This is a genomic window from Streptomyces sp. NRRL F-6676, from assembly GCF_000725625.1.
Taxonomy (GTDB): domain Bacteria; phylum Actinomycetota; class Actinomycetes; order Streptomycetales; family Streptomycetaceae; genus Streptomyces.
The window spans coordinates 34974-50744 of record NZ_JOHS01000044.1 but is presented as its reverse complement, the minus strand read 5'-3'; the positions used below and the strand labels follow the sequence as shown (position 1 = coordinate 50744).

At 73.5% G+C, this 15771-nt stretch carries 10 protein-coding genes and 1 pseudogene; 7 read left to right on the top strand and 4 right to left on the bottom strand.

The features are described 5' to 3' along the window. Nucleotides 1-19 precede the first annotated feature (19 nt). Nucleotides 20-834 (bottom strand): annotated as a pseudogene (locus IO29_RS36905) (IS5 family transposase). A gap of 329 nt (nucleotides 835-1163) precedes the next feature. Between IO29_RS36905 and IO29_RS24020 the strand changes: the two are divergent. Beyond that, nucleotides 1164-2783: a DUF4153 domain-containing protein gene (locus IO29_RS24020; RefSeq protein WP_199808930.1), complete on the top strand. Its 1620-nt coding sequence runs from the start codon at nucleotides 1164-1166 to the stop codon at nucleotides 2781-2783. Nucleotides 2784-2881: 98 nt separating this feature from the next. Here the strand turns inward: IO29_RS24020 and IO29_RS24015 are convergent, their stop codons facing one another. Then, nucleotides 2882-4447: an MFS transporter gene (locus IO29_RS24015; protein WP_030381646.1), complete on the bottom strand. Its 1566-nt coding sequence runs from the start codon at nucleotides 4445-4447 to the stop codon at nucleotides 2882-2884. A 367-nt stretch (nucleotides 4448-4814) separates the two neighbouring features. Here IO29_RS24015 and IO29_RS24010 point away from each other — a divergent pair, with 367 nt between their 5' ends. The 3 genes from IO29_RS24010 (at nucleotide 4815) to IO29_RS24000 (ending at nucleotide 6940) form a co-directional block, all read left to right on the top strand. Further along, nucleotides 4815-5438, top strand: a complete 624-nt coding sequence (locus IO29_RS24010; protein ID WP_030381645.1) for a TetR/AcrR family transcriptional regulator — start codon at nucleotides 4815-4817, stop codon at nucleotides 5436-5438. A gap of 105 nt (nucleotides 5439-5543) precedes the next feature. Further along, nucleotides 5544-6245, top strand: coding sequence for a ribonuclease HII (locus IO29_RS24005; protein WP_030381644.1), 702 nt, complete (start codon nucleotides 5544-5546; stop codon nucleotides 6243-6245). 68 nt (nucleotides 6246-6313) lie between these two features. Next, a complete protein-coding gene (locus IO29_RS24000) occupies nucleotides 6314-6940 on the top strand; it encodes a hypothetical protein (RefSeq protein WP_030381643.1) in 627 nt (208 codons plus the stop codon). A gap of 165 nt (nucleotides 6941-7105) precedes the next feature. Here the strand turns inward: IO29_RS24000 and IO29_RS23995 are convergent, their stop codons facing one another. Further along, entirely contained in the window at nucleotides 7106-7738 is a 633-nt protein-coding gene (locus tag IO29_RS23995) for a hypothetical protein (RefSeq protein ID WP_030381642.1), read from the bottom strand. Between the two features lie 406 nt (nucleotides 7739-8144). Here IO29_RS23995 and IO29_RS23990 point away from each other — a divergent pair, with 406 nt between their 5' ends. Next, entirely contained in the window at nucleotides 8145-10304 is a 2160-nt protein-coding gene (locus IO29_RS23990) for a RecQ family ATP-dependent DNA helicase (protein WP_030381641.1), read from the top strand. 71 nt (nucleotides 10305-10375) lie between these two features. On the opposite strand, the gene IO29_RS23985 is transcribed toward IO29_RS23990, so the two are convergent. Beyond that, nucleotides 10376-11434 carry a hypothetical protein gene (locus IO29_RS23985; protein ID WP_030381640.1) on the bottom strand — a complete coding sequence of 353 codons (1059 nt, stop codon included), beginning with the start codon at nucleotides 11432-11434 and terminating at the stop codon, nucleotides 10376-10378. Between the two features lie 237 nt (nucleotides 11435-11671). Between IO29_RS23985 and IO29_RS23980 the strand changes: the two genes are divergently transcribed. Together IO29_RS23980 and IO29_RS23975 are read left to right on the top strand one after the other, a co-directional pair. After that, nucleotides 11672-13243, top strand: coding sequence for a DUF4192 domain-containing protein (locus IO29_RS23980; protein WP_030381639.1), 1572 nt, complete (start codon nucleotides 11672-11674; stop codon nucleotides 13241-13243). Nucleotides 13244-13816: 573 nt separating this feature from the next. Next, the gene (locus tag IO29_RS23975; RefSeq protein ID WP_030381638.1) at nucleotides 13817-15733 is read left to right on the top strand and encodes a glycogen debranching N-terminal domain-containing protein; all 1917 of its coding nucleotides are present in this window, start codon (nucleotides 13817-13819) and stop codon (nucleotides 15731-15733) included. Nucleotides 15734-15771 lie beyond the last annotated feature (38 nt).

The following is a 15771-nucleotide window of genomic DNA, read 5'->3' as shown; positions in this document are numbered from 1 at the left end:
CTAGGGGGTGTCTTGTCGATCATTGGTCGAGCCAGATGAGGGTGCTGGCGAGGGTGATGGCGGCGAGGTAGCGGTCGGAGCGTTTGTCGTAGCGGGTGGCGATGCCGCGCCATTGTTTGAGGCGGTGGAAGCAGCGTTCGACGACGTTGCGGCGCCGGTAGACAGTCTTGTCGAACCCGCAGGGCCGTTCGCGGCGGCGTCTGCGGCCGGCGAGTTGGTCGACGCGTTCGGGGATGGTGGTCTTGATCCCGCGTCGGCGGAGGTAGGCCCGGAAGGTGCGGGCTGAGTAGCCCTTGTCCGCGACGACGTGGTCGGGCCGGGTCCGGGGTCTTCCCGGACCCGGCCCGGGGACGCGGATCAGGCTGATGACGGTCTCGGCCTGGGTGCAGTCGTTGCGGTTGCCCGCGGTGACCAGGAACGCCAGAGGCCGGCCCTGTCCGTCGCAGGCGAGGTGGATTTTGCTGGTCAGCCCGCCGCGGGAGTGTCCGAGGCCTCGTTCTTCGAGCCCCCTTTGGCGGCCGCGTGCTGGTGGGCTCGCACGATCGTGGAGTCGATCGCGACCAGCCAGTCCACCTCCACCCGTGTCTGCGCGGCGGTCAGAAGCCGGTCGAAGGTGCCGTCGGCGGCCCATCGGGCGAAGCGTCCGTGGACGGTCTGCCAGGGACCGAACCGTTCGGGCAGGTCCCTCCAGGGCAGCCCGGTGCGGAACTTGAACACGATGCCCTCAAGGACCTGGCGGTGATCCCGCCACCGCCCCCGGGCCTTGCCCACGGGCGGCAGCAACGGCTCGATCACCGCCCAGGCCGCGTCAGAAATCTCCCCATCCCTCACCACCGGACCAACGATCCGATGATCGGAAAGACACCCCCTAGGGCCTCCGGAACCTCACGGCCGCGTCCCACTGCGCGAGAAGTCCCCGTCGGCCGGCAGCCGACAGCGCACCCAAGGGGGAGGCCGGGGGCGGAGCCTCCGGGGACGGGAAGGGGGGGGGCGGTGGGGGCGAGAAACTCGCCTTCACGTTTGTCACAGGCTTGCCACAGACACCTCCACCCCCCACCTCGAACCGCCCCCCACCTGCCTACCCTGACCGGCACCCATCAGATGATCATGCCGGTCGTCCCCGGCGCCCCGGCGTCCCCGGCGCCCCGGCAGGGAGGACCTCCGTGACCGACAGACCGACGACGATCCCCGATCCCGGCGAGCGGCCCAAGGACACGGAACCGGGTCCGTCCCAAGGCCCGGAGGCGACCTCGGACACCGACGTCAGGGCGGACACCCCCCACCACTCGCCCACGCCGGACTGGCTCACCCCCGCCCAGGCCACCGCACCCCCCGCCCCGATACCCGCCCCCGCCCTCTGGGCCACCCTCGCCACCGGCGTCCTCGCCACCTTCCTCCTCACCGACGGCCTCGCCGTCAACCTCCTCCTCGTGGCGCTCCCCGCCGCCTGTGCGGCCTACGCGGCAGGCCGCTCCGCGGGCCGTCGCACAGGCGCGTGGAGCCTCGTCTGGGCCGTCGGCGGACTCGCCCTGCTGACGATCCCCGTCCTGCGCGACGCGGACTGGCCCTCCTTCCTCGCCGTCGTCACCGCGCTCGCCGCCGGCTCACTCGCGCTGCACGGCGGCCGTAGCTGGCCCGCCGTGCTGCTGGGCCCGATCGGCGTGTTCAACTCCCTGGTCACCGGCCCCCTCTGGGGCTGGCACGGTGTACGCACGCGGTCGAACGACGCGCGGGGCCGGGTCGTACCCGTCCTGCGCGCCCTCGTCGTGACGGCCGTCCTCCTGCTCGTCTTCGGCGCGCTCTTCGCCGGCGCGGACGCCGCCTTCGCCGGCCTGCTCGGCGATCTGATGCCGGAGGCCTCGTTCACCGGTGGCGCGTGGCACGTACTGACGCTCGCTCTCGGCATCGTCGGGGCGCTCGCCGTCGCGCACACCGCCGCCGCGCCCATCCGCTGGGACCGGGCCCGGGTGCCCGAGGGCAGGGCGCGGGGCCGGGTCGAGTGGGCGCTGCCGCTGGTCGTGCTGGTGCTGCTGTTCGCGGTCTTCAATGCCGTGCAGCTCACCGTGCTGTTCGGCGGCTACGACGCCGTATTGCGCGAGACGGGGCTGTCGTACGCCGAGTACGCGCGTCAGGGTTTCTGGCAGCTGCTCCTCGCCACCCTGCTGACCCTGGTCGTCATCGTCCTCGCCCTGCGCTGGGCACCGCGCGGCGGCGTGCGCGACCGGACGCTGGTGCGTGGTGTCCTGGGCACCCTGTGCGCGCTGGCGCTCGTCGTCGTGGCGTCCGCGGTGCGGCGCATGGACATGTACGTGGAGGCGTACGGGCTGACCCGGCTACGGATCTCGGTGACCGCCGTCGAGTGGTGGCTCGGTCTGGTGATCGTCTTCATCATGGCGGCCGGGGTGTGGGGCGCCCGGTGGCTGCCGCGCGCGGTGGCGGCCAGCGCGGTCGCCGGTGTACTGGCGTTCGGGCTCGTCTCCCCGGACGCCCTGGTGGCCGAGCGGAACGTGCAACGGTACGAGGAGACGGGCAAGTTCGACCTCGACTACGCGGACGGACTCTCCGCCGACGCCGTACCGGCGCTCGACCGGCTCGAGGAGCCGATGCGTTCCTGCGCGTTGCGGCTGCTGGCGCGGGACCTCGCGGACACGGCCGGCGACCCCTGGTACGCCACGAGCTGGGGCCAGGCCCGGGCCCGTGACATCCTCGCCGACCGCCCGGTGTCGACGGACGCCGACGTGGTCACCTGCGGACAGCTGGGCTCGGAAGCGCTGTACCGCTGAGCGCCGGGCGTCCGGCGCCGCTATGACGGACACGGTGGGCGGCGGCGACGGGGGCGGGGCCGCGAGGGCGCCCGCCCCCGTCGCCGCCGCCCGCCCGGTCAGCCGGCCGCGGGCCCCGCCGTACCGGCCAGCGCCTCCAGGTCGCTCTTGCGCACCCGGATCACCAGCGCCGCGGTCGCCAGCCCCACCACGGCCATCGCCGCGGCCGGGATGAACGCCGAGGATATGCCGTGCGCCAGCACCTCGTGGCCCCACGGAGCCGGCAGCTGGTGCGACCTGGCGAACTCCGCCTTCTGCTCCGCCGTGCCATTGGCGAGGAACTTCGGCAGCTGCTTCTCCGCCTCGTTCGTACTGGCGGTGCCGAACACCGTGGTCAGGATGGCGAGCCCCAGCGAACCGCCCACCTGCTGCATCGCGTTGAGCAGCCCGGAGGCCGCGCCCGCCTCGTGCTGTGCGACCCCGGAGACCGCGGTGAGCGTCAGCGTCACGAAGTTGAGCCCCATGCCGAAGCCGAACACCAGCATCGGCCCCAGCACACCGCCCGTGTAGGAGCTGTCGGGGGTGATGAACGTCTGCCAGCCGAGGCCCATCACCGCCAGCGTCGAGCCGACGACCATGAACGGCTTCGGGCCGAGCGTCGGCAGGAACCGCTGCGACAGTCCCGCGCCGATCACGATCGCGACCGTGACCGGGAGGAAGGCCACACCCGCCTTGATCGGGCTGTACCCGAGCACGTTCTGCACGAAGAGCACGATGTAGAAGAACATCCCGAACATCGCCGCGGCGAGACTCAGCATGATCACGTACGTGCCGGAGCGGTTGCGGTCGGCGAACATCCGCAAGGGAGTGATCGGTTCCTTGGCCCGCGTCTCGATGAAGGCGAACGCCAGCAGCAGGACCACGGCCACGACGAAGGACCCGATGGCGAGGCCGTTGTGCCAGTCCTTCTCGGCCGCCCGGATGAAGCCGTACACGAGCGCCACCATGCCGAGCGTGGAGGTGAGCGCCCCGGCTATGTCGAAGCGGCCCGGGTGGCGTTCGGACTCGTTGATGTACATCGGGGTCAGAACGGCGATCAGCACACCGATGGGCACGTTGACGAAGAGCACCCAGCGCCAGTCGAGCCACTCGGTGAGCATGCCGCCGGCCAGCAGCCCGATCGCGCCACCGCCCGCCGAGACCGCGGCGAACACGCCGAACGCCCGGTTCCGCTCGGGCCCTTCGGGGAAGGTCGTGGTGATGAGCGCCAGCGACGTGGGCGACGCTATCGCGCCTCCCACACCCTGTAGTGCCCGGGCGACCAGCAGCTGCCAGGGCTCCTGGGCCAGTCCGCCCAGCAGCGAGGCGGCGGTGAACAGCAGGATGCCGGTCATGAAGACCCGGCGCCGGCCGAGGATGTCACCGGCCCGGCCGCCGAGGAGCAGCAGGCCGCCGAAGGTGAGGGTGTACGCGCTGACCACCCATGTCAGGTCGGTGGTGCTGAATTCGAGCGCGTCTTGAATGTGCGGGAGTGCGATGTTCACAATCGTCGCATCGAGTACGACCATGAGTTGGCAGGCCGCGATGACGGCGAGCGCGATGCCGGGGTGTCCCTGCCGGCGGGCGGCTCCCGGCTTGGGTTGGTGGAGTGATGGAGAGGCTGAAGAGGTTGGCGAGGTTGTCACGGTGGATCCCCCACAGAAGTATTAGTGAACGCTCGCGTTCACTGTCGGGGGCTACGGTAGTGATCCCGCCACAGTGAACGCAAGCGTTCACTTAAGTTCGTGGCGCGCGATGCCGTTCTTCGCGCCCCACGTCGCGCGCCCGCCGCGCCCGTACGCCCCCATGCGCCCCGGCGGCGCCGGGGCGCGTGGCTCCCCGCGGGGGACGCGCTTCCCGCCGTCCTGCCTGACAGTGCTCATACGGCGGACCCGTATCCCCCCGTCGATCCCCGGCCCCCGGACACCCCGACCGGGCCCGCCGCGGCTCCGCCCCGCCCCACCGCTGTCCGAGAACCGCTCACCCGCTCACCCGCTCAACGGAGAACCTCAGATGGCTACTTCCCACTGGCCCGACGCCCCCGCCCGCCCGGCGCCCGTGCGCCGGCGCGGTGTCGTTCTGGAGCGCGCGATCCTCGACGCGACCCTGGACCAGCTCAGCACCGTCGGCTGGAGGGATCTCACGATGGAGGCCGTGGCCGCCGGCGCCCAGACCGGCAAGGCCGCGGTGTACCGCCGCTGGTCGTCGAAGGAGGAACTCGTCGCCGACGCGCTGCGGGCCGGGCTGCCCAGCTTCGACCGGGCGCCCGACCTGGGCAGCGTGCGCGAGGATCTGATCGCCCTGTGTCTGCGGGCGCGCGAGGCGATGTTCTCGCGCTCCGGTCACGCCCTGCGCTCGGTGATTCACGAATGCGACACCGTGCAGGTCGAGCGCTTCCATGTGCTGATCTGCGAGAAGGTCCTCGACCCCACCAGCGGGCTGCTCCGCGAGATCGTGAACCGCGGAATCGAGCGGGGCGAGGTGCGGGCGAGCGCGGCCGACGACTATGTGTACGACGCGATCCCGGCCATGATGATGTACCGCTCCAAGATGTGCGACAGCGAATGGAGCGAACGGGACATCGAGGAAATGATCGACCGGCTGATGCTCCCGCTGCTCCGTCCCGACGGCACCTGAGCCGCGCCGCCCCCGACCTGCGGATTGCGGCTTGGCCACGCTTGCGGGCGTGGGGGCGGGGCGGGGTGTCGCGCGGGGTCGGGGGCGTCGTACGCTGAGATCGCCATGCCGTACGAACCACCCACTCACACCGTCGAGCGCTCCCTGCGCGCCACGACCGGAGCGAAGGTCATTGCCGGTGTCGACGAGGTGGGGCGCGGCGCGTGGGCCGGCCCCGTCACCGTCTGCGCGGCCGTCACCGGACTGCGCCGACCGCCCCAGGGCCTCACCGACTCCAAACTGCTGACCGTCAAGCGGCGCACAGAGCTCGCCGAAACACTGCGGACGTGGGTGACCTCGTACGCGCTCGGCCACGCCTCTCCGGAGGAGATCGACGAGCGCGGCATGACGGCCGCACTGCGACTGGCGGCGGTACGTGCCCTTGAGGCGCTGCCCGTCCGGCCCGACGCGGTGATCCTCGACGGCAAGCACGACTACCTCGGCTCGCCCTGGAAGGTCCGTACGGTGATCAAGGGCGACCAGTCCTGCGTCGCCGTCGCGGCGGCCTCGGTGCTCGCCAAGGTGCAGCGCGACAAAATGATGGCCGAACTGGGCATCGACCATGCAGACTTCGCCTTCGCGGCCAACGCGGGATACCCGTCCCCCGTGCACCGGGCCGCGTTGGAGGTCCGGGGCCCCACCCCGTACCACCGGTTGTCGTGGGCGTATCTTGATGCGCTGCCCCAGTGGCGGCACCTCAAGAAGGCCCGCAGCTGGGCGGACGGAAGCGGTCCGGAGATCGAGGGTCAGCTCGGCTTCGATTTCTGACGATTCCGGTCGCACTCATGTGCCACCCGCCGGGGCGACTCGCACCGGCGTTTGATAGACATCAACCCATGCCTCTCATTCCCGAGGAGCCTCAGATTCACGAGAGTGCCCAGGGTCCCCGCGCCACCCCGGCCAGCGGCCGTACCGCGCCGACCCCTCGCCCCGTACCCGGCCCCCGTCCCGCGGCCCCGGCGCGTCCCGGCCGTCCGGGGCCGAACCGGCCCGTGCCGGCGCAGCGCAGCACCCCGCGCGAACCGGCTCCCGCCACGTCCGCCGACCCCGCCAACTCCACCAATGCCGCGGCCACTCCGCAGATCCAGCTGATCCCGGCCTCCGCCGCGGGCGCGCTGGACGCCGCCGAGGAAGCCGTCGACCTGCTGCTGGAGAGCGGTCGCGCCCCGAACGAGGTGCTGGTGATCACCACCGGCGACCTCCACCCGTGGGCCGCGCACGAACTCTCCTTCGGTGAGACGTCGTACTGGGCGCAGCACGACGCCCGTGACGACGTCTTCTACGCCGACGCCTCCGCGGCCGACCGCGCCGCACCCCGGCCCGTGGTCGTCGTCGCCGTCAACGGCGGCACCGACACGACGGTCGCCACGGCGCTGCCGCTCGCCCTGACCAGGGCCGCCGCCCTGCTGATCGTCTGCGGCGACCCGCAACAGATCAACGCGGTCCTGGGCGTCGCAGCCTGACGCGACGCAGTTCACCCGCGCCCGCTCTTCCCGGGGCGCGGGTGAACTGTGCAGTCTTTCAGCGGGGTCCGGGGGCGCGGCCCCCGGGGACGGGGAGGCTAGGGGTGGCGGGGGAGAAAACGCCCCCCAGCGGAGGGCGGAAATCGCCCCCCAGCGGACCTCGCGTCACCGCGCCGCGGCCCGCCGCATCACCTCCGACGCCACACCCCCCGTACGCGGCAACGGCCGCGTCACCCCCTGCTCCGACCCTTCCGGCACGGAGCCGGCGTGCGGCCGCCGACCGCCACGCCCCTCACCGAGCACCTGCCACCCGTCACGTGTCAGCGTGATGTACGCCCCGCACCGCAACCCGTGCAGCGTGCACGCGTCCCGCAGCCCCCACATCCACGCACCGTCCTCCTCCGTCCACCTGGCGTCCCCCTCGCGGCAGTAGAGCAGCACGGCCGTCCGCACCGGGGTGCGGCGCCGCAGATCGTGCGGGATCACCCGGCGCAGCTGGGCGAGCAGCGCGTTGCGGAACATCCAGCCGTCCGCGGGAGTGCCGCGCCGGACGAAGGAGGCGCTGGCGCACAGCCGTTCCTCCGGGTCGAGGACGGCCACGACGGCCGTGGCGGGCCGGGGCCGGTGCAGTGCGTGCAGTCCGTTGACGACGTCCCGGGGGCTGCGCAGCAGCGGGATGCCCGCGGCGGCCCACTCCGCCGGTTCGAGCATGCGGGCCGGTGGGGCGGCGGAAACGGTGGACGGATCGGCGGAAGCCGGCGACGACGCCGCCGAGGACGGAGCGAATCCGAAGGTCACGGTCCTCCCTTCGGCTACGCCGCCCACACAGCGGGCGGGATCGGTGTTGGGGGGCGCACACCGCGGCAGAGTCCTGCCGGACGACGGACGACGGACGACGGACGAGTCACGCGGGGAGCGGATTCCAATTGTTCCTGTCGAACTTGGTTGCGGCAACGAGCAATCGGGATCACCGACCTATTTCGGATGATGCATCCCATATATCCCTGACTGTTGTGTGCCCGCCGAGCCGCCCGGCGATGCGTGGGTCACGTCTGCACGGCTAGGACCAGCGGTAACACCTCCCGGGTCCCGGCCCGCCGCGGCTGAGGTGCCACGGCGGCCGGCGCCCCGACCGTGAGCGCGAAACGGCTGCCAGGGGTGAGCGGATTCGCCTGCGGCCTTCGTCATCGGGTTGCATGGAGGCATGGACAACCTGGAACTCCGCGCCGAAGCCGATGCCGTCCTCGCCGAGCTCGTCGGTGCTCCGGGGGGCTCGGCCCGGTTGCGGGAGGACCAGTGGCAGGCGGTGGCGGCCCTGGTGGAGGAGCGCCGGCGTGCTCTGGTGGTGCAGCGCACCGGATGGGGCAAGTCGGCGGTGTACTTCGTCGCCACCGCTCTGCTGCGCCGGCGTGGCTCCGGCCCGACGGTGATCATCTCTCCGCTGCTGGCGCTGATGCGGAACCAGGTCGAGGCGGCGGAGCGGGCGGGGATCCGGGCCCGGACGATCAACTCGGCCAACCCGGAGGAGTGGGAAACGATCTACGGGGAGGTCGAACGCGGTGAGACCGATGTTCTTCTCGTAAGCCCCGAACGCCTCAATTCGGTGGATTTCCGTGATCAGGTGCTGCCCAGGCTGGCGGCCACCACGGGCCTGCTCGTGGTCGACGAGGCGCACTGCATCTCCGACTGGGGCCACGACTTCCGGCCGGACTACCGCAGGCTGCGCACGATGCTGGCGGAGCTGCCGGCCGGTGTGCCGGTGCTGGCCACGACCGCGACCGCCAATGCCCGGGTCACCGCGGACGTGGCCGAGCAGTTGGGCACGGGGGGCGCGGACGCGCTGGTCCTGCGTGGGCCGCTGGACCGGGAGAGCCTGCGGCTGGGAGTGCTGGAGCTGCCGAACGCGGCGCACCGGCTGGCGTGGCTGGGGGAGCGGCTCGGGGACCTGCCGGGCTCGGGGATCATCTACACGCTGACGGTGGCGGCGGCGGAGGAGGTCGCCGCCTTCCTGCGGCAGCGCGGTTATCCGGTGGCTTCCTACACGGGCAAGACGGAGAACGCCGACCGGTTGCAGGCGGAGGAGGATCTGCTGGCGAACAGGGTGAAGGCGCTGGTCGCCACGTCGGCTCTGGGAATGGGCTTCGACAAGCCGGACCTGGGGTTCGTGGTGCACCTGGGGTCGCCCTCGTCCCCGATCGCCTACTACCAGCAGGTGGGACGCGCCGGGCGTGGCGTGGACCATGCGGACGTGCTGTTGCTGCCGGGCAGGGAGGACGAGGCGATCTGGGCGTACTTCGCTTCGGTGGGCTTCCCTCCCGAGGAGCAGGTGCGGCGCACGCTGGCGGTGCTGGAGGAGGCGGGCCGGCCGCTGTCGCTGCCGGCGCTGGAGCCGCTGGTGGATCTCCGGCGCTCGCGGCTGGAGACGATGCTGAAGGTCCTCGACGTGGACGGCGCGGTGCGGCGCGTGAAGGGCGGCTGGACCGCCACCGGGCAGCCGTGGGTGTACGACGCGGAGCGGTATGCGTGGGTGGCCAAGCAGCGGGCGGCGGAACAGCAGGCCATGCGGGACTACGTGGCCACCGCGGGCTGCCGGATGGAGTTCCTGCAACGGCAGCTGGACGACGAGAAGGCGGTTCCCTGCGGTCGCTGCGACAACTGTGCCGGGCCGTGGCTGGAGGCGGCGGTCTCTCCCCCGGCCCTCGCGGCGGCGACGGGTGAGCTGGACCGGCCGGGGGCCGAGGTCGAGCCGCGCAAGATGTGGCCGACGGGGCTGGCCGCGGTCGGCATGGACCTCAAGGGCCGTATTCCGGTGAGTCAGCAGGCGGCCACCGGGCGGGCGCTGGGCAGGCTGTCGGACATCGGCTGGGGCAACCGGCTGCGGCCGCTCCTGTCGGCGCAGGCGGCGGACGGGCCGGTCCCCGACGACGTGCTGAACGCCGTCGTGACGGTGCTGGCGGACTGGGCCCGTTCGCCGGGCGGCTGGGCCGGCGGCTCCCCTGACGCGGCCGCACGTCCCGTGGGCGTCGTCGCCATGCCCTCCCGCACCCGCCCACGGCTGGTCGCCACCCTGGCCGAGGGGGTGGCAAGGGTCGGCAGGCTCCCCATGCTGGGCAGCCTGGCCTACACCCCCCGGGCCGACGAGCACGCCGCGCACCGCAGCAACTCCGCCCAGCGGCTGCGTGCCCTGGCCGACTCGTTCACCGTGCCCGACGCACTCGCCGCCGCCCTGGCCGCCACACCCGGCCCGGTCCTGCTCGTCGACGACTACACCGACTCCGGCTGGACCCTGGCGGTGGGCGCCCGCCTCCTGCGCCAGACAGGGGCGGACCAGGTGCTCCCGCTCGTCCTCGCTCTGGCCGGTTAGCCCGGCTGCCCGCCGGCAGACTGCGGCCGGGGGCATGCCGCGGTCCTCGGCCGGCGCTCGGGGCGGAACCGTCAACCGCTGGGGCGTGCCCACCGCGCGGCCCGGACCGTGCCCTGCTGAATGTCCCGCCGGGGCAGTTGGAGGCCGAAGGCGTCCTCCAGGGCGTGGAAGTACAGTTCGAACTCGCTGATCAGTTCGGGGTGGTCGAGCTCGGCGCGGCGTATGGCCTGGTTGAGGAAGTCGAGCTGACCGCCTCGGAAGTAAGGGGCGCGTCCGCGGTCGTACCAGATCAGCTCCAGGACGCCCCAGTCGTCGTCGACGCGGCGGCCGTCGCGCAGGTAGGTGAACGTGTAGATGGCCTTCGCGGAGGTGGCGCTCAGGTGGACCGTCTCGGTGACCCCGAGCCGGGCGAGAGCCTCGGCACCGGGTCCGAAGCCGGGGGTCTCGTGGTACATCAGGAACGCCCAGCCGCCCGCCTGTCCGAAGCAGCACGTTTCCCAGACGATGTCCCAGTGGTCGAAGGTGCCGCCGTCCATGTCGCGCAGATCCGCGAGACGGGTCCCGGCGGCGATCTGTGCGGGGTCGGCTCCGTGGAGCAGGGCGATCTGTTCGGCGCTGATGTCCTCGCCGCGGAAGAAGACGAGGTGGGTATAGGGGTCCTGCTCGCGCCAGCTGTCGGCGATCCAGGCGAGGCGCTCCAGCGGGTCGCGTCCGCACGCGGCCGAGGGCGGGGCTCCGTCCATGCCGCCGTTGCGGAATCTGCTGCCCCAGGCGGGGTTGACACGGTCCAGCAACTCGGCCTGCCCCGAGACGAGATTGGCCACCGGACCGCGCCCCGGTGACCGGGCCGCCATGTGCTCGGCCAGCATGCGGACCGCGTCCTCGGCGGCGAAGTACAGCACCTGATCCAGGTCCTGGGTGACGAAGACCTCCCGGTAGGGACCGATGTGGCCGTGCACCGTGCCGTCGTCGTCCAGGACCAGGAAGAGACGACCGTGCGACTCACCCATGTGCTGCCCGTACTGGTCGGGAGAGGTGCCGGTGGGCGGGAGCATCGCGTCGTGGAGGACGTCGGAGCCCACGGCCAGGTCGTGCCAGGCCCGTTCGAGCGTGTACGCCGAGATCTGCATGGGCGTCAGTATGCGACCGGGCACTGACACTCGACGGCTCGGACGTCGGGGGAGGGGATCGGGGGGAGCGGCCGGGCGAGCGGATCGGGGAGCGGCCGGAGGAGCGGCCGGGCGAGCGGACCGGGGGAGCAGCCGGGCGAGCGGATCGGGCGAGCTGGGAACGACTCCTGGCGTGGCCATGATCGTAGTTATCCACAGGCCCAAGCGGAATGCGGGAATCCGCGAGAAGGTCGCGGCATGACGAACCACGACGAAGACCCCACGACGTACGCGGGCCACGGCATCCCCGGTGTCGCCGGCCAGGAGAACCAGGTCACCCTCCGCTCCCCGGCCGAACTGGCCGACGCCCTGCCCTACCTGCTGGGTTACCGGCCGGACGACAGCATCGTGCTGGTCGCCCTGCACGACCGGGAACAGGGCGGAAGGTTCGGCGGCCGGGCCCGCCTCGGCATCCCCGCCCAGCGCGAGGACTGGGCCGCCGCAGCCCGCCAGTTGGCGCACGGTCTGGTCGCCGGGAGCGAGCGCAGGGGAGCCCGGCCGGAGAGCATGGTCGCCTACCTCGTCCAGGACCCGGCGAGCGGGGAGACGGGGCGGGACGTGATGGAACGCCTGCGCCCCCTCGCCCAGTTGCTGCGCACGACCTGCGGCAGCCTCGACGTCGCCGTGGTGGAGGCGCTCTGCATCGCCGACGGCCGCTTCTGGTCCTACTGCTGCCCGAGCCCGGGCTGCTGTCCGGGCGACGGCACCCCCATGGGACTGCCGGGCACCTCGGTCCTGGCAGCGGCCGCGACGTACGCCGGCATCCAGGTCCGGGGGAGCCTCAGGGAACTGCGGGCCAGGCTCCTGCCCTGGGAGAGCGCGGCGGCAGTGGAGCAGGAGACGGCCCTCGACGCGGCCGGCGCGGCCCTCGTGCCCCGCATCCTGGACGGAGGCTCCCGGGACGAGGTAGAGGCGGAGACGCTGGAAGCGGCCAGGCAACTCCTCGACAGGCTCTCCGCAGCCGGACCCGTCACCGACACCGCCTCCGCCGACGCCCGCGACGACGCGCTGATCGGTCACGAGGAGGCGGCCGGCGTCATCCTCGGGTTGCAGGACCGCACCACCCGGGACCGCGCCGCCGCATGGATGGAGGGTGACGAGGCGGCCCCCGCCCTGCGTCTGTGGCGCGCCCTGGCCCGCCGCTGCGTCGGCTCCTACCGGGAACACGCCGCCGCCCCGCTCACCCTGGCCGGCTGGGTCGCCTGGTCCTCGGGCGACGAACTCGAGGCCCGCGAGGCACTGGCCATGGCCATGGGCGCCGATCCCGACTACCTCTTCGCCCGCCTCCTCCACCAGGCCTGCAACGAGGGCCTGGATCCCGAGACCATCCGCAACTGCCTGCGCACCGAGCGGGACCGCGGCGAGAACGACCGGCCGGCCGCCACCTCTCCCCGCCAGGCGACCGGGACGGAATCCGGCACGCCGCAGCAGCACGGGGCGACCGTCCCCGCGGGGGCCGCCCTCCAGCCCGGTGCGACCGCCGCGGCCGCCGGACTCGCGCGGACACCGTCCTGCCCGACCACCACCGGCCCCCTTCCGGAGCGCACCGTACGGCGGCGGTACCGGACGACGCGAGGTGCGGACGCCGGTGGACACCCGGGCCGGCGCACCGCGAAGCCGGGAGACGGACGGCGCAGGCGCCCCGCCGATCCGTCCCCGGCCGCCGACGGGAACCGGCGGCCCGCCGCCGCACCGCGTCACGAGGCCCGGGCGGACCGCACCAGGGAGCGGGGGAGCGTGGTTCCGCACGAGCCGGGGGCCGAGGAATGAGCCCGCGCCCGTCTTTGTGCCGCTTCACCGCCCTTCCAAGTCACCTCACCCTCCCTTCCTGCCGCCTCACCGCCCCCTCATGGCGCTTCACCGCTCGTTTCCGGCAACGAGGGCGTGACCCCGGGCAGGTCCGTTCCGTTCACCTGTGTGGCGGAACCCGCTGCCGGGTCGCGCCGACACACCGCCCCCGACACTCCGGAGCACCCATCCGCTGCCGGACGCCCCCGGGCGCGCGCCCGGGGCAGAGGAAGCCGCCGCATGCCCCAGCCGACCCCGCACCTTCCCGACACCACCCCTGCGCACCACCGCCGACCCGTACCGGACGAGCCGCCTCCGCTCCGGTCGCCGGAGGGGAGCGGAGCGGGCGCGCGCATCCCGAACGCGGGCACGCCGACCCCGCTCATGCCGGTCCCGCCCACACGCGTCCCGTCCATGCCGGTCCCGTCCCGCCCCGGGGATCCGCCGGTACGCCCCGGGGAAATTCCGCGCCACCCCGGAAACCCCGCGTTCCGTTCCCGGCGCCCCGTGCCCGGACCCGCACCGGCGGGGCCGCCCCCGGTGCACACCGCCCTGATGTGCGTGGCCCTGCCGGGGCTGGTCATCTCCGGGGAGGACGGGCAGCTGACCGGCCGGGGCATGGAGGGCTTCTACCGCGCGGGCCGGCGGCTGCTCTCCCGGTGCCGGCTGCGGGTGGCCGGGTGCGAACCGCTCGCGGTGCAGGCGCGGACGGTCGCCGCCGACCGGGCCCGCTTCGTGGGAACCGTCCGTACGTCCCCCGCCGCCGGACCGGACCCCGATGTCCTGGTCGAACGGATCCGGCACGCGGACGGCACGGAACGGATCACCCTGCGCAGCTCCGCCGTGCGAACCCTGCGGATGCCTGTCGAGGCGGCCCTCGGCACGGACCTCGCGGAACTGGCCACGGTGGCCTCCGGCGAAGCGGGCCCGGAGCTCCCGGCCGACGTCCACGCCTCCGGCCTGCGCTGGAACACCCCGCAGGGCGCCTGCGCCGTCACGGCCGACCCGCCGCCGTCCGACGCCCTCGCCTCCGCGGGCCTGCTGCGCTGGCAGGCCGAGCTGCCACCGGGCGGCACCTGGACGGTGGAACTGCGCGTCCGCCCGCACGGCTCGGGCTCGGGCACCGCCCCGGCGGGCACCCCGACGAGCCCGTTCGCCCCCGCCCGGGCGAGCGGCGACGACCCCCGCGTCACGCACCTGTGGCGGACCTGCCTCGAGGACCTGCGCGCCCTGCTGCTGCGCGACCCCGGGCACCCCACCGACCTGCACCTCGCGGGCGGGGCGCCCTGGCGCTGCGGACCGGCACCCGCCGAGGCGCTGGCGGCCGCGCGGATGACCCTTCCGCTCGGTACCGGCCTCGCCCTGGGCACCCTGCGGACGCTCGCCCGCACCCAGCTGACCGGGCCGGGCCCCCGCTCCGGCATGATCCCGGGACCCCGGCGCGACGCCGGTCCCCGGCTTCCGCCGGGCTGCACCGCCACGGAGGCCACCCTGCTGTTCCCGGTGCTCCTCGCCGAGGCCCGGCGCTGGGGCCTGTCCGACCGGCGGACACGGGAACTGCTGCCCACCGCCGAGCGCTGTCTGCGCTGGCTGCGCAGCACCGTCGGCGACGGCGGCTTCCTGGCCGACCCGCTGCCCGGCGGGCCGGTGCGCGCCGAGACGCAGGCGCACGCCCACCGCGCGGCGCTGCTGGGAGCCGATCTCCTCGATGCCTACGGCCGCCCGGGCGGCACGGAGCTGCGGCAGTGGGCGGACACGCTCAGAACCGCGTTCCGCGAGCACTTCTGGATCGAGGACCGCGCCGGCGGCAGACCCGCCGCCGCCCGCACCGCCGACGGACGGCCCGTGACGCATCTCGGTGCCCACAGCGTCCATCTCCTCGACACCGGGCTGCTCGGCTCGGGGGCGCCGGCGCCCGGTCTGCTCGACGCCGTGCGGACCGAACAGCTCGCACGGCTGCTCGGCGGCCCGGCCATGGACTCCGGCTGGGGACTGCGCGGAATGGAGGCGAGGGACACGGCCTACAACCCCTTCGGTCACCGCGGCGGTGCGGTGCGGGTCCAGGAGACGGCGGTCGCCGTCGCGGGACTGGCCGCCGCCGGCTACGAGAAGGAGGCGAGCTCCCTGCTGCGCGGGGTGCTCGCCGCGGCCGAGGCCTTCGCATACCGGCTGCCGGAGATGTACGCGGGCGAGCAGCGCACCGAGGGCGGTCTCCCCCTGCCGCACCCCGCCGCCTGCCGTCCCGCCGCCACGGCCGCCGCCGCGGGCGTGCTGCTGCTGACCACGCTCGCCGGTGTCCGGCCGGACGTACCGGAGGGGACGGTCACGCTCCGCCCGGTGCGCAGCGCGCCGCTCGGGGAGATCGGCCTCACGGGACTGAGGGTCGCGGGCGCCCCCTTCTCCGTACGGGTCGGCCGCCTCGGCCTCGCCATGGTCGAGGAGGCCGCCGAAGGACTGCAACTGGGCGCCTGACCCGGCCCGTACGCCCGCCGCGGCGGAACCCGGAGCGG